The 12749-nt window shown below is 52.8% G+C and carries 14 protein-coding genes; 8 read left to right on the top strand and 6 right to left on the bottom strand.

Going from position 1 to position 12749, the window contains the following annotated elements; all coding sequences use genetic code 11:
- From ispF to FE845_RS15055, 8 genes are all read left to right on the top strand, one after another.
- The gene (gene ispF / locus FE845_RS15090) at window positions 1-480 is read left to right on the top strand and encodes a 2-C-methyl-D-erythritol 2,4-cyclodiphosphate synthase (RefSeq protein WP_200366338.1); all 480 of its coding nucleotides are present in this window, start codon (window positions 1-3) and stop codon (window positions 478-480) included.
- The gene (gene truD, locus FE845_RS15085; RefSeq protein WP_227714402.1) at window positions 477-1577 is read left to right on the top strand and encodes a tRNA pseudouridine(13) synthase TruD; all 1101 of its coding nucleotides are present in this window, start codon (window positions 477-479) and stop codon (window positions 1575-1577) included. Before ispF ends, truD begins: the two co-directional genes overlap by 4 nt.
- Before the next feature lie 62 nt (window positions 1578-1639).
- Window positions 1640-2410, top strand: a complete 771-nt coding sequence (surE, locus tag FE845_RS15080) for a 5'/3'-nucleotidase SurE (RefSeq protein WP_200366336.1) — start codon at window positions 1640-1642, stop codon at window positions 2408-2410.
- Window positions 2411-2433: 23 nt separating this feature from the next.
- On the top strand, window positions 2434-3063 hold the full coding sequence (locus FE845_RS15075) for a protein-L-isoaspartate(D-aspartate) O-methyltransferase (RefSeq protein WP_227714412.1): 630 nt from the start codon (window positions 2434-2436) through the stop codon (window positions 3061-3063).
- A 74-nt stretch (window positions 3064-3137) separates the two neighbouring features.
- A complete protein-coding gene (locus FE845_RS15070; protein WP_227714411.1) occupies window positions 3138-4025 on the top strand; it encodes a DUF368 domain-containing protein in 888 nt (295 codons plus the stop codon).
- A gap of 375 nt (window positions 4026-4400) precedes the next feature.
- Window positions 4401-5165: a peptidoglycan DD-metalloendopeptidase family protein gene (locus FE845_RS15065; RefSeq protein WP_200366485.1), complete on the top strand. Its 765-nt coding sequence runs from the start codon at window positions 4401-4403 to the stop codon at window positions 5163-5165.
- Window positions 5166-5317: 152 nt separating this feature from the next.
- The gene (gene rpoS / locus FE845_RS15060) at window positions 5318-6316 is read left to right on the top strand and encodes an RNA polymerase sigma factor RpoS (protein WP_200366332.1); all 999 of its coding nucleotides are present in this window, start codon (window positions 5318-5320) and stop codon (window positions 6314-6316) included.
- Between the two features lie 218 nt (window positions 6317-6534).
- Window positions 6535-7107 carry a chalcone isomerase family protein gene (locus FE845_RS15055; RefSeq protein WP_200366330.1) on the top strand — a complete coding sequence of 191 codons (573 nt, stop codon included), beginning with the start codon at window positions 6535-6537 and terminating at the stop codon, window positions 7105-7107.
- Window positions 7108-7174: 67 nt separating this feature from the next.
- On the opposite strand, the gene nth is transcribed toward FE845_RS15055, so the two are convergent.
- Genes nth through rsxB form a run of 6 tightly spaced genes read right to left on the bottom strand, consistent with a single transcriptional unit; the run spans window position 7175 to window position 12746 of the window.
- A complete protein-coding gene (nth, locus tag FE845_RS15050; RefSeq protein ID WP_200366328.1) occupies window positions 7175-7813 on the bottom strand; it encodes an endonuclease III in 639 nt (212 codons plus the stop codon).
- Between the two features lie 28 nt (window positions 7814-7841).
- The gene (locus tag FE845_RS15045) at window positions 7842-8555 is read right to left on the bottom strand and encodes an electron transport complex subunit E (protein WP_200366326.1); all 714 of its coding nucleotides are present in this window, start codon (window positions 8553-8555) and stop codon (window positions 7842-7844) included.
- A gap of 2 nt (window positions 8556-8557) precedes the next feature.
- Window positions 8558-9259, bottom strand: a complete 702-nt coding sequence (gene rsxG / locus FE845_RS15040) for an electron transport complex subunit RsxG (RefSeq protein WP_200366324.1) — start codon at window positions 9257-9259, stop codon at window positions 8558-8560.
- Between the two features lie 2 nt (window positions 9260-9261).
- On the bottom strand, window positions 9262-10314 hold the full coding sequence (gene rsxD, locus FE845_RS15035) for an electron transport complex subunit RsxD (protein ID WP_200366321.1): 1053 nt from the start codon (window positions 10312-10314) through the stop codon (window positions 9262-9264).
- 21 nt (window positions 10315-10335) lie between these two features.
- Window positions 10336-12174: an electron transport complex subunit RsxC gene (gene rsxC, locus FE845_RS15030; protein ID WP_200366311.1), complete on the bottom strand. Its 1839-nt coding sequence runs from the start codon at window positions 12172-12174 to the stop codon at window positions 10336-10338.
- Complete coding sequence (gene rsxB / locus FE845_RS15025; RefSeq protein ID WP_200366309.1) at window positions 12174-12746, bottom strand: electron transport complex subunit RsxB; 573 nt, start codon at window positions 12744-12746, stop codon at window positions 12174-12176. Before rsxB ends, rsxC begins: the two co-directional genes overlap by 1 nt.
- Window positions 12747-12749: the final 3 nt, after the last annotated feature.

Raw genomic sequence — 12749 nt, 5'->3', positions numbered from 1 at the left:
ATGAGAATTGGTCAGGGCTTTGATGTTCATGCCTTCGGCGAAGGCGATGCCGTTATTCTTGGTGGTGTTTCCATTCCTTACAAGCAGGGCCTGAAAGCCCATTCTGATGGCGATGTGTTGTTGCATGCTTTGGCAGATGCTCTGTTGGGTGCGGTTGCTCTGGGAGACATTGGTCATTTGTTCCCGGACACAAGTAATGAATGGGCAGGAGCTGATAGCCGGGATTTGTTGCGTCGGGTGATGGCCCGAGTAACCGAGGAAGGTTTTGCTGTGCTCAATGTTGATACAACGATTATCGCGCAAGCGCCCAAGATGGCTCCACACGTTGAGGCTATGCGGTTAAATATTGCGGAGGATCTGGGCATTCCCGCCAGCCGTGTAAGCGTTAAAGCGACCACCAGTGAGCGGCTTGGTTTTACCGGCCGAGGTGAGGGCATTGCTTGCCAGGCCGTTTGTTTGCTTGAGCCGGTGGCCTCTTGAGCGGTGCAAATACTGGCGTGGGAAGCTGGCGGCTGGACTGGCCAGTATCCGGGGGTAAGCGCGTAGCCAGTGCCCAGTTGAAAACTGTACCGGAAGACTTTCAGGTAAGCGAGGTGTTGGAGGAATTCGCGGGGCAAGCGAAGCCGTCCGGACCTTGTGGTGTTGCTGGAGAGGGGGAGCACCTGTGTTTGTATATCGAAAAAACCGGCGATAACACGGAGTTTGTGGCCGGAGAGCTCGCAAATTTGGCTAGCTGTCGGTCTTTTGATGTGGGGTTCTGTGGGCTTAAGGATAGACACGCGGTTACCAGACAATGGTTCAGTCTTTACCGTCCCGGTATGATGGACGAGGATGCTGCCCTGATTGAGCGCGTTTCAGAGCGCTGGCCCGTAAGGTCTGCCTACCGTAGCCCGCGCAAGTTGCGCCGTGGTGATCATCAAGGTAATCACTTTGTGATTAGGCTGCGGCAGGTAGGAGCTGAGCGAGAGGTGATTGAAAGCGCGCTTGATCGTCTGAAGGCGCAGGGTGCTCCCAACTATTTTGGCCCTCAGCGTTTCGGCTTTGCCGGTGGCAATCTGGATCGGGCAGTTCATATTGATCCTTCCACATTGAACCGCCGTAGCGGGCAAGGTAAGCGTAGAGGGCGAGGGCCAAGTAGGGCTGGCGGTGGCAGAGACGGGCGGAAAAACGTATTGTACTTTTCGGCTGCTCGCTCTTGGTTATTTAACGAAGTGCTTGCCTCTCGGGTCGCTGAGGACAGTTGGCGCAGCCCACTGCCGGGAGAGCCACTAGACAGTGCAACTGGCCCGTTATGGGGTGATGGCGGCACTGATGCTGCTGGTGAGGCTGAGCAACGAGAGCGTGAAGTTGTAGCCCAGACACCCGAGCTGGCCTCGTTGTTTCTAGCGACCCGAATGAAGCCAGAGCGCCGGGCTTTGGTGTCCATGCCGCAGAAGTTCAACTGGCTGTGGCTGGACGACGGTGGTTTGGAACTGGAGTTTTTTCTGGAACCGGGGCAATACGCGACCACGGTTTTGAGCGATATTTTTGAGCTTGAGGACATGAGCCTCGGCCAACATAACAAACAACACGGCTAGACTGCGTTCCTCAAGAAAGTAATGGACCGCAAGGTTTGGTTAGCGATTTATTGGAGAGCGCTGTGCGTATTCTGTTGTCAAACGATGATGGTGTTCACTCACCGGGGCTGATCGCCTTATATGAAGGTCTGAAAGGTCTGGGTGATCTTGAAGTAGTCGCACCGGATAGGGATCACAGTGGAGCGAGCAATGCGTTAACGCTTAATCGGCCTTTAACGGTTGAACAGCACCCCAATGGTTTCCGTTCCATCGACGGTACCCCTACAGACTGTGTTCATCTTGCAGTTAATGGCTTGTTTTCAAAGCCTTTTGATCGTGTGGTTTCCGGTATCAACACCCACGCTAATTTGGGTGACGATATTATCTATTCCGGCACCGTTGCTGCAGCCACGGAGGGCCGCCACCTTGGGTTGCCAGCTATTGCCGTCTCTTTGGTGAGCGAGGGTCGTAATCATTATGATACGGCTGCCAGAGTTGTGCGCATGCTTCTCGAAGGCGAGCGCCCGCTTGTGTTGGGGCCGCGCTCTATTCTCAATGTGAATGTGCCCGATGTGCCTTGGGAAGAACTTGCGGGCTTTCGGGTTACGCGATTGGGGGATCGTGAGCGTGCTGAAGGTGCGGTTCCAATGACTTGCCCGAGAGGCAAGGAGCGCTACTGGATTGGGGCGGCAGGCAAAGGCGGTGATGCTGGCCCCGGAACCGACTTTCATGCGGTTGCACAAGGCTATGTGTCGCTTACGCCAGTACACATCGATATGACCCGCCATGAAGCCTTAGTGCCTCTACGTTCTTGGGTAGACGCCCTTCAGGCCTCCATGGGGGATGGTGCGTGAGTGGAGAGCTTCAAGGCATAGGTATGACGTCTCGGCGCACGCGTATGCGTTTGGTACAGCGTCTCAAAGAATCAGGTATCAGATCAGATCGGGTACTGGAGGTCATGGGGGAGGTGCCACGTCATATTTTTCTTGATGAGGCATTGTCGCACCGGGCTTATGAGGACACGGCACTGCCGATCGGCTATGGGCAGACGTTATCGCAGCCCTATATTGTGGCGCGCATGACTGAGCTGCTTCTTCGACACCAGCCAGCCAGAGTATTGGAGTTGGGCACCGGGTCTGGCTATCAAACAGCTGTGCTATCCCAGCTTTTTGATCAAATTTATAGTGTAGAGCGGATCAAACCACTGCAGGATCGTGCCCGGGATCGCTTGCGGCAGCTCAGCATCCGGAATGTCATGCTCAAGCATGCTGATGGCGGCATGGGGTGGCCAGAAAGAGGCCCGTTTGACGGCATTATTGTGACTGCGGCGCCTATGGAGGTTCCTGCAGAACTTTTGGAACAGCTTGCTGACGGTGGTGTGTTGGTCGCACCTGTTGGTGAAGAGCGTCAGGTGCTTGTTGAAGTGATACGAAACGGCGATAAGTTTGATCGACGAGAGCTGGAGCCCGTCCGTTTTGTTCCTTTGCTTGGCGGGGTTGTCCGTTGATTAGTTCGCAACAGGAAGGCTTAGTTGAAAGTGCCACCCGCAAACAGCATCCTGCCTCGGTGTTTTTGAGGGGAATGGCCATGGGGGCAGCGGATATTGTCCCCGGCGTATCCGGCGGCACGATAGCGTTCATTACAGGTATTTACTTCCGGCTTCTGGAGGCTGTGAACGCGGTTCCACGTGCAGTGTTCAGGGATTTATGTAAGGGTAATGTAAGAGCGTTTTGGCAGTCCTGCGATGGTGGTTTTCTCGCCACTCTCCTGCTAGGTATTCTTCTCAGCATTGTCACTCTGGCCTCTGGAATCACCTACATGCTGGCCGAGTATCCCATTTTGATCTGGAGCTTTTTCTTTGGGTTGATTCTTGCCTCTGTTTGGCATGTCGGGCGCCAGACTCGGCATTATCAAGCGTCGCTGTTCGCTCCTCTAATTGTGGGTGTTGTGGTTGCTTGGTGGATCACAACCTTGACTGTTGGACAGCTTAACCCATCAGCTATGACGTTTTTTGCAGCTGGCGCTGTGGCGATATGCGCGATGATTTTGCCCGGTATCTCGGGGAGCTTCATTCTGGTTATTATTGGCATGTATGCACCGGTTCTTGCAGCCATCAAATCCCTTGATATCGCTTATTTGTTATTGTTTATGGCAGGCTGTTTGGTGGGGCTATTGTCGATTGCAAGGCTGATAACTTGGGCTTTTCATAAGTTTCATGACCATGTGCTGGCGCTGCTTACCGGCTTTATGATTGGTGCCTTGAACAAAGTCTGGCCATGGAAGGAAACCTTAAGTTGGCGAACCAACAGTTCGGGGGCGCAGGTACCCTTAAGCGAGATCAGCGTCAGCCCTTGGGCATTTGCGGACCTCACCAATCAGGATCCGAAGATTTTCATGGCGGTTGTTATGGCTGGCGTGGGTATTGCGCTTGTTTTGCTTGTTGAATGGCTAGGTGAGCGCTACTCGTAAACAGAGCTGCCGGTAAGCACTAATCCGCGCTAAAGCGGTGTTACCTTTTCAGGCATATCTATGTTCCCGCCCGTAACAAAAGCCTTACCGGGTAACAGAGATGGCCAGTGAGTAACTTGGATTTGGCATCAAAATGTGCAATAAATTAGCGGGTTACTTTTGAAACTTCAGGATCTTCTTTGATCAAATTCAGAGCCTGTACAGATTAATTATAATCGGGCCGGTGGTATTGCTGTGAGACTGTTACGTGGTCCAGCTCAAGCCGCGTTGTCGGCTTTTCCGCGGTTCCTTTTTGGTGCCCAGCGTCCCTTGTGGGTTTCTAAAAACGGCAAATTCTGGTTTTTTCTGCTCGCGTTTTTGCTTCTTTCCAGTGCGATGAGTGGCTGCAACACTCAAGCGATTCATCAGGATGATATATACAACCCGCCGGTTTACTGGGGGCGCCACGTGGTGCGTCAGGGCGAGACTCTGTACGGTATTGCTTGGACCTACGGCCGCGATTACAAAGAACTGGGTAGCGCCAATGGGATCAGCCCGCCGTGGACTATTCGGCCCGGTCAGGTGCTGCGTTTAGATCTGCGCGGAAAGGCGCAGTCAAGCAATAAAGCAAGTTCAACGGCGCGGGCTCCCCGGCCAACTGCGACGACTACTGCAAAGGCGCCGCGGGCCAAACCACCTGTTCCAACACCACAAAATTCTCGAAAACCTACCGTCACCCGCAAGTCTGATACCTCTGCACCCTTGGCTTCCAGAACCCAAACGGTAGCCAACATTCCATGGCGCTGGCCGCACTCTGGCACCGTAATTGCAGGTTATTCAGCATCCGGAAAAGTCAACAAAGGCGTTGATATTGCCGGAAAAGCCGGGGATGCTGTAAGAGCTGCCGCAGACGGTAGTGTGGTCTACGCGGGCAATGGTTTGCTTGGTTATGGTAATTTGATTATTGTGAATCATAACGAGCGATATCTGAGCGCTTACGCGCACAACCGGAAGATTTTGGTAAGCGAAGGAGAGGGGGTTAAAGCCGGTCAGGTTATAGCTGAGCTGGGCAGCAGTGGTGCAGAAAGGCCGATGTTACATTTTGAAATTCGGAAAAATGGAAATCCGGTCGATCCAACCCATTACTTGCCGCCACGCTAGGTACAACCAAGGCATTACAAATAAGAAAAAATGGTGGCAAAGGTGTTTAAGCTAGCCATTGAAGACGTCCTGAAAAAAATGAAATAACCAATGTCCGCAACAATAAAAAGTATCGGGCAAAATCCAGGATTATTGAAAGGCGGTGCAAAGATATGTCAGCAGAACAAGAAGATATCATTATCGATCGCGTAGCAGATGTTGATGAGCCCGAGGATCAGTTGCTCGCAGAAGAAAAAACCGACAAAGTTGCCCCAGAGGCTGCCGAAGTCGACGGAGAGCTTTCCGCCAGAACGCGTTATTACAGCAGCTCAAGTTCAAAGCAGCTGGACGCCACTCAGCTTTATCTTAATGAAATCGGTTTTTCACCACTCCTAACCCCGGAAGAAGAGGTTTATTTTGCACGCCTTGCGCGCAAAGGAGAGGAGTCTGGCCGAAAGCGAATGATTGAGAGTAACCTGCGGCTCGTGGTAAAGATTGCACGCCGTTATGTGAACCGTGGTCTTACCCTTTTGGATTTGATTGAGGAGGGTAATCTTGGGTTGATTCGTGCGGTTGAAAAGTTTGATCCGGAGAGAGGCTTTCGTTTCTCAACCTATGCAACATGGTGGATTCGCCAGACAATAGAGCGGGCCATTATGAATCAGACCCGCACCATTCGGTTGCCTATTCATGTTGTTAAGGAACTGAATCTTTATTTGCGGGCGGCTCGTGAGTTGACGCAGAAGCTTGACCATGAACCTTCGGCGGAAGAAATCGCCAAGATGGTGGACAAGCCGGTTAACGACGTAAAGCGAATGTTGGGTTTGAACGAGCGTGTTGCTTCCATGGACACGCCTATCGGTGCTGGGGGTGAGAAATCCCTGCTAGACACTGTCGCGGATGAAGGCGCGTCTGATCCTGCAGATGTGTTGCAGGACAACAACATGAGCGCCTGTATCGGTAAGTGGATAGACCAACTCAGTGAAAAGCAGCAGGAAGTTTTGTCCCGACGGTTCGGGCTTCGGGGATACCCGGTCAGTACCTTGGAAGAAGTTGGGCAGGAAATCGGCCTAACTCGTGAGCGCGTTCGCCAAATTCAGGTAGAAGCGCTGCGGCGCTTACGCGAAATTCTGGAGAAAGAAGGCCTGACTGGTAATCTATTGTTCAAATAGCTTTTCCTTTCCTTCACTCAAAGCGCTGGCCATGTTTCATGGCTGGCGCTTTTTGTTTTGAGCGTTCGGAAAACAACTCTGAAAAAGTATCCCGGCAAATGAGAACTAGGCAGCGCTTTGTCCCAATAAGACATTGTTAGAATAGGTAAGTCGGGAGCTAAGGATCTGTACCCGGCGACGAATGAACTCTCATAATAATGACTGAAAAGGAAAGGACTATGAAGAAGGCGTTTTTGACGAGCTTTGCATCCCTGATGCTTGCAGCCACACTCTCAGCTCCTGCTTCGGCGCTAACGGTTGGCGGTGTCGACGTCCCGGATACCTATACTGCTGGCAGCACCGAGCTTCGACTGAATGGCGCTGGCACACGCTCCAAGTTTTTTATGGATCTGTATGTTGGTAGCCTTTATGTGTCTCAGATGCAGAAAGATGGTAGCGCCGTAGTTGAAGCTGACGAGCCACAGGCGATCACACTGCATATTACATCGGGCATGATCACCAGTGATCGTATGACCGAGGCAACTATGGAAGGCTTTGAAGCCTCAACAGATGGCGATATGTCTTCCGTAAAGGCGGAAATTGACCAGTTTATGTCAGTTTTCAAAGAAGAAATTAAAGAAGGCGATGTGTTTGATCTTGTATACATGCCGAAAGAAGGCGTTAAGGTTTTGAAAAACGGAGAGCACAAGGATACGGTGGGCGATCTTGCTTTCAAAAAAGCCTTGTTTGGCATTTGGCTTTCTGACGATCCTGCGCAGAAGAGCCTGAAAGAAGAGATGCTGGGTCAGTAGTAGAGCGACGTCAGTACTTCATTAAAGAGCCGGCATAAGCCGGCTTTTTAATGGGTAAATCGATCGTTTACAGGTAATCGTTCTTATCCTTGAACTCGCAAAGGTCTCCAATAATGCAGGCGCCGCATCTCGGCTTTCGTGCCACGCAGGTGTAACGCCCATGCAGTATCAGCCAATGATGGGCGTCCATTAGAAATTCCCTGGGTACCAGCCGCATCAAGCGCTTTTCTACCTCCAGTACGTTTTTACCCGGGGCGATACCCGTGCGGTTGGATACTCGGAAAATATGGGTGTCTACTGCCATGGCGGGTTGCCCAAAAGCGGTGTTCAGCACCACGTTTGCGGTTTTTCGACCAACACCCGGCAAGGTTTCAAGGTCTTCACGGTTGTCAGGCACAACGCTGTCGTGCTTTTCGATCAGTATACGGCAGGTTTTGATCACGTTTTCGGCTTTGCTGTTAAACAGCCCGATGGTCTTTATGTAGCTCTTCAGCCCATCTACGCCTAGTGCCAGTATGGCTTCCGGGGTATTGGCTACCGGGTAAAGCTTGTCTGTCGCTTTGTTAACACCAACATCGGTTGCTTGGGCAGACAAAATAACGGCAATAAGCAGTTCAAACGGGGTGCTGTAATTCAGTTCTGTTGTCGGATGCGGGTTGGCATCCCGCAATCTGGAAAAAATTTCAATACGTTTGGCTTTATTCATGGGGTTTCGTTACCACTCCGGCCGCAAATCAGGAAACATTTCCGGTAACACGTACACGTTTGCTACCGGGCGTTGCTGCGGGCTGAGCCGCTTTCTGGCGCTCTTTTAGGTGGCGGTCAATGCCGTTTTTCAGGGCTATTAGCAAGCCGAGGCCCACAAAAGCGCCTGGCGGCAATACCATGAACAGCATATCTGGATAGTTGGCAAATGGCGTTATGACCCAATCTGCAGCTATGGGGCCGAGCAGCAGGTGCATATCAACAAACAGCGTGCCCTGACCGATCAGTTCGCGCATGCCACCCAGAATAATAAGTACTACAAGAAAACCGGCGCCCATCATGGCGCCGTCAAGCAGTGCCGGGCCTGGGGCATTGCGGGAGGCAAAAGCATCGGCACGGCCAAGAATGGCACAGTTGGTGACAATGAGGGGGATAAATATGCCGAGAATCTGGTACAGCTCGTAGGTATAGGCCTGCATCAGCAATTCTGCACAGGTTACAAATGAGGCGATGATCATCACGAATGCAGGCAGGCGCACGGACTCGCTAACAAAATTCCGAATCAGCGAAACAGCGAGGTTTGAACCCATGAGCACCATCAGGGTTGCCAGCCCAAGGCCAATCGCGTTAACCACGGTGCTGGTGACTGCAAGAAGAGGGCAAAGTCCCAATACCTGCACCAGAGCAGGGTTGTTGTCCCAGAGCCCGTCGCGAACGATTTCACTGGAGGTCTTGGTTGCCATTGTTAGGGTTGCTCCACTTTCAGTGATTCATCGGTCAGATCTCCGGGGGTAACCACAGGGCCTTGCCCTGACGGGGCCCTATTCAGTTGGGCCCGAATAACCTGTTGGTTCTGCCGGAAATACATCAGTGATTTTTGTACCGCTTTCACCACAGCTCTAGGGGTAATGGTAGCACCGGTGAACTGGTCGAAAACGCCGCCGTTCTTTTTAACATTCCATTCCCGGGGTGCCGGATTACCCAATGAGCGCCCTTCGAATCCTTTAACCCAATCGGATTTTCGGGTTTCAATCCGGTCCCCCAACCCCGGGGTTTCTTTGTGTTCAATCACTCGCACGCCTAGAACAGTGCCTTCGAGATCAAACCCTACAAGTAGTTTGATGGTGCCTGAATAGCCGTCCGGTGCAGTGGCAGGCATGATCATCCCAACCGGATCGCCGTCCTGACGGGCAACCCAAACGGTTACCGGCTCATCAGTTGCTAGCCGGTCACTGGCTGGGAGAATCAAAGTGTCTCTTAGTAGATCGTTGGTGTGATCGCTCTCAGGGATAATTTCAAACAACGCTTTGGCTTCTGCTCTAGCAGCCTGCTCCTTGATTCGTTCGTTGGTGAGCGCCTGAGTAAACGCAATGGTGCCGCCGGTAATAACTGCAAATATGCCAAGACCGATAGCGCTGCGACGAATGGATTGAGTCATGGTTGCCATGGTCAGTTCCTGCCTCCGCCGGGCAGCCCGCGACGAGCCTTGTGGTGACCATAGGTTCTTGGTGGCGTGTAATGATCGATAAAGGGCACAGCAAAGTTCATCAATAAAACACTAAACGCCACAGCATCGGGGTAGTTGCCCCAGCTTCGGATCAGATAGATAAGCACGCCGATACCTGCTCCATAAATCAATTTTCCCTGATGGCTGGTCGCCGCGGAGACTGGGTCGGTTGCGATGAAAAATGCCCCAAGCATAGTGCCACCTGCCAACAGATGCAGTGACAGAGGCGCGTATAGGTCCTCATTGCTACCAAATGCCAGACTCATGACAACCAGTGCACTTAAAAAAGCGACTGGAATATGCCAAGTGATGATGTTTAGGCTTATCAGTACAAGCCCGCCAACTAGAAAAGCTGCGTTGACCCACTCCCAGCCTTTGGCAAAGCCTTCCCCAAATGTTGGGTGGGCAAGAACTTCATCTGCAGTATGGGTTGCAATCTTATGTTTGTATTCGTCCAGCGGTGTGGCCATGGTCCAGCCATCAATCGCTGTTTGTTTTGCCGAGGCGATTACCGAAAGCGTGTCTGAAAAACTGGGTGCCTTATCCCAGAGTAGTGCAGGCTCCGCCCAGTTGGTGGTCATGGCAACCGGGAACGAAATAAGCACCAGCGCATAGCCGACCATCGCAGGATTGAATGGATTTGAGCCGAGCCCGCCATAAAGTTGTTTAGCGATCACAATGGCTGAAATAACTGCCACTCCAGATACCCACCATGGCGCAAACTGGGGTAGGGAAAGACCCAACAAAAGACCGGTAACAGCGGCAGTGTTGTCCTTCAGAACAAATAGAATTGGCTTGTTGCGTAGCTTGAGGATGGCGGCTTCTGAAGCCAAGGCAATGGCAATACACCAGACAACGTTTATGATATTGCCCCAACCAAAAAATAGAGTTTGCGCAAGCAAGCCGGGTAGGGCTGCAAGTATGACCCAAAGCATCACCTTCGATGTTGGGCGCGCACTGCGGGCATGGGGTGAAGACTGTTGAACAAACGCCATGAAGATCGAGCCTGATTCGGGTTAATCGGAGGATTGGGATTCGGGCTGGGTCGCCAGTATTTTGCGTGCGTCCGCTAAAGCTTCTTCTGCCCTCTTTACCCGGTCATGATTCTTGGTGACAGCACGTTCCAGTTTGTCCACGTTATCAGCTTGCTGCGCCTTTGCGTCTTCAAGCATGGCCTGCATAGTGTCCAGCTTGGACTGTGCCTGGGCAAACTGCTTTTCCAATGCCTCTATATCGGGTTTTTCCAGAGCTGGCTCAGCGGGAGCGGCTACCTTCGCGTTGCTGGCTTCGGTGCTGGCTCTTTTCCGTGCCAATGCCTGCTCCACCAAAGCGGATTTTGCGGCTCGCTCGTCCACTGCTTCTCCGTTGGCGGCGGCCCTTTCAGCCTCCGCTTTTTTGTTGGCCTGAGCTTCGGCAGCGGCCTTGGCGCGCTCCTTGCGACGCAGCTCTTTCTCTTGCTGCTCGCGCTCAAGCCTTTGCTGTCGTGCCTCAAAACGCTCGCGTGCACGGTCTGCCTTGAGCTGCTCCGCCCTCTGCACGCGAATCTCGCCTTTGGCGTAACGGTAATACTGCACGAGAGGAATGGAACTTGGGCAAACATAAGAGCAGGCGCCACATTCGATGCAGTCGAAGAGGTTTAGGTGTTCGGCTTTTTCAAACTCGGTTGCCTTGGCGTGCCAGAACAGCTGCTGGGGCAGCAGTTCCATGGGGCAAACTTCTGCACACTGACCACAGCGGATGCAGGCTTGCTCCGGCGGAGGTGCGGGCAACTCGGCGGCAACCGCTGCGATGATGCAGTTCGTGGTTTTGATAACCGGAACCGCTGTTGTGGTTAGGGTATAGCCCATCATGGGTCCGCCAAGAATCAGGCGGCTGACGCGATCCTGTTGTAGGCCTGCCTGATCCAGAAGGTAATTCAAAGGCGTACCCAGTAAAACCTCAAAATTGCCCGGATTCCTGACGGCTTCCCCCGTTACCGTTACAACGCGACTGATAAGCGGTGAGCCTTCAAAAATAGCCTTGGCCACAGCAACAGCGGTTCCCACGTTCTGACACATAACGCCGATGTCTGCCGGAATACCCCCGCTGGGTACTTCCATACCGGTGAGAATCTGGATGAGCTGTTTTTCTCCGCCGGAAGGGTATTTTGTCGGGATAACGGCTAGTTCAATTTGTGTACCTTGGGTTGCTTGGCGCAGTGCCGCTGCAGCTTCCGGTTTGTTATCTTCAATGCCGATTACACAACGCTCGGGGCGCAGAATCCAAGCCATCACCTTTAAACCGGCGACAACATCATGGGCGCGCTCGCGCATGGTCATATCATCAGCGGTAATATAGGGCTCGCACTCGGCGCCATTGAGAATCAGCGTGTCCACTTTGCGATCTCTGGGCGGTCTCAGCTTTATATCCGTTGGGAAGCCAGCGCCGCCCATGCCCGAAACACCCGCTGAATGAATGATGGCAAGGGCTTCATCCCGCTCGAGGCTGCGATAGTCACTAATAGAATAACGTTCGCACCATTCATCTTTGCCATCTGGCTTTAAAACAATGCACCTGTCGGCCATGCCGGAGGGATGGGGTACCGGGTAATCGCCTATGCTTTCAATAACACCAGACGTTGGAGCATGCACCGGAACACCCATGCCATGGCTTACGTCAGCTATTTTTTGGCCTTTCAGCACAGCGTCGCCAATGGCAACTGTCGGCTTCGCAGGCGCACCGATATGCTGCTGCAATGGCAGCACGAGTTGCCCGGGAATGCCTGCGGGTTGAATGGGCCGACTGGTCGAACGCTCTTTGTTTTCTGCGGGGTGAATACCGCCGCTAAAGTCCCAAAGCTTGATGGTGGAGGACATCAGGAGTTCGCCTCCTGTTTGTCTGTGGTGATAATTCGAGGCTGGGACCAAGTCCAGCCGCGGATATCCGGCTCAATGGTGATCATATCAATACAGTCAACGGGGCAGGGCTCCACGCACAAATCACAGCCTGTGCATTCGCTCTCGATAACCGTGTGCATGTGTTTAGCGGCACCGAGAATGGCATCTACCGGACAGGCCTGAATGCATTTCGTGCAGCCTATGCATTCGTCTTCCCGAATGACGGCAACTGTTCGGGCTTGTTCCACCCCGTGTTCGGCGTCCAGAGGCTGGGGCTCTACATCTAAAAGATCGGCAAGTGCGTTAATGGTGGACTCACCACCAGGTGGGCATTTGTTGATAGCGCCACCGTCGGCAATGGACTCGGCATAGGGGCGACAACCGGGATACCCGCACTGGCCGCATTGGGTTTGGGGTAGCAACGCATCAATTTGGTCTACCAGCGGGTTGCCTTCGACTTTGAAACGCTCTGATGCAAAGCCCAGCAAGGCGCCAAACACCAAGGCAAGGCCAAGCAGGGCCAGAACGGCGATAACAATGCCTGTCCACATAAA

This window comes from Marinobacter sp. 1-4A (assembly GCF_016597725.1).
In the GTDB taxonomy this organism is placed as follows: domain Bacteria; phylum Pseudomonadota; class Gammaproteobacteria; order Pseudomonadales; family Oleiphilaceae; genus Marinobacter.
This window is presented reverse-complemented; position numbering and strand designations above follow the sequence as displayed.

Bases quoted from the DNA above. Each gene is read 5' to 3' on its own strand.
- FE845_RS15070 (WP_227714411.1), top strand. From the start codon at position 3,138: ATGGCCATGGGGGCAGCGGATATTGTCCCCGGCGTATCCGGCGGCACG.
- rpoS (WP_200366332.1), top strand. From the start codon at position 5,318: ATGTCAGCAGAACAAGAAGATATCATTATCGATCGCGTAGCAGATGTT.
- FE845_RS15055 (WP_200366330.1), top strand. From the start codon at position 6,535: ATGAAGAAGGCGTTTTTGACGAGCTTTGCATCCCTGATGCTTGCAGCC.
- rsxC (WP_200366311.1), bottom strand. From the start codon at position 12,174: ATGTCCTCCACCATCAAGCTTTGGGACTTTAGCGGCGGTATTCACCCC.
- ispF (WP_200366338.1), top strand. From the start codon at position 1: ATGAGAATTGGTCAGGGCTTTGATGTTCATGCCTTCGGCGAAGGCGAT.
- FE845_RS15065 (WP_200366485.1), top strand. From the start codon at position 4,401: ATGAGTGGCTGCAACACTCAAGCGATTCATCAGGATGATATATACAAC.
- nth (WP_200366328.1), bottom strand. From the start codon at position 7,813: ATGAATAAAGCCAAACGTATTGAAATTTTTTCCAGATTGCGGGATGCC.
- FE845_RS15075 (WP_227714412.1), top strand. From the start codon at position 2,434: ATGACGTCTCGGCGCACGCGTATGCGTTTGGTACAGCGTCTCAAAGAA.
- rsxD (WP_200366321.1), bottom strand. From the start codon at position 10,314: ATGGCGTTTGTTCAACAGTCTTCACCCCATGCCCGCAGTGCGCGCCCA.
- FE845_RS15045 (WP_200366326.1), bottom strand. From the start codon at position 8,555: ATGGCAACCAAGACCTCCAGTGAAATCGTTCGCGACGGGCTCTGGGAC.
- rsxG (WP_200366324.1), bottom strand. From the start codon at position 9,259: ATGGCAACCATGACTCAATCCATTCGTCGCAGCGCTATCGGTCTTGGC.
- rsxB (WP_200366309.1), bottom strand. From the start codon at position 12,746: ATGTGGACAGGCATTGTTATCGCCGTTCTGGCCCTGCTTGGCCTTGCC.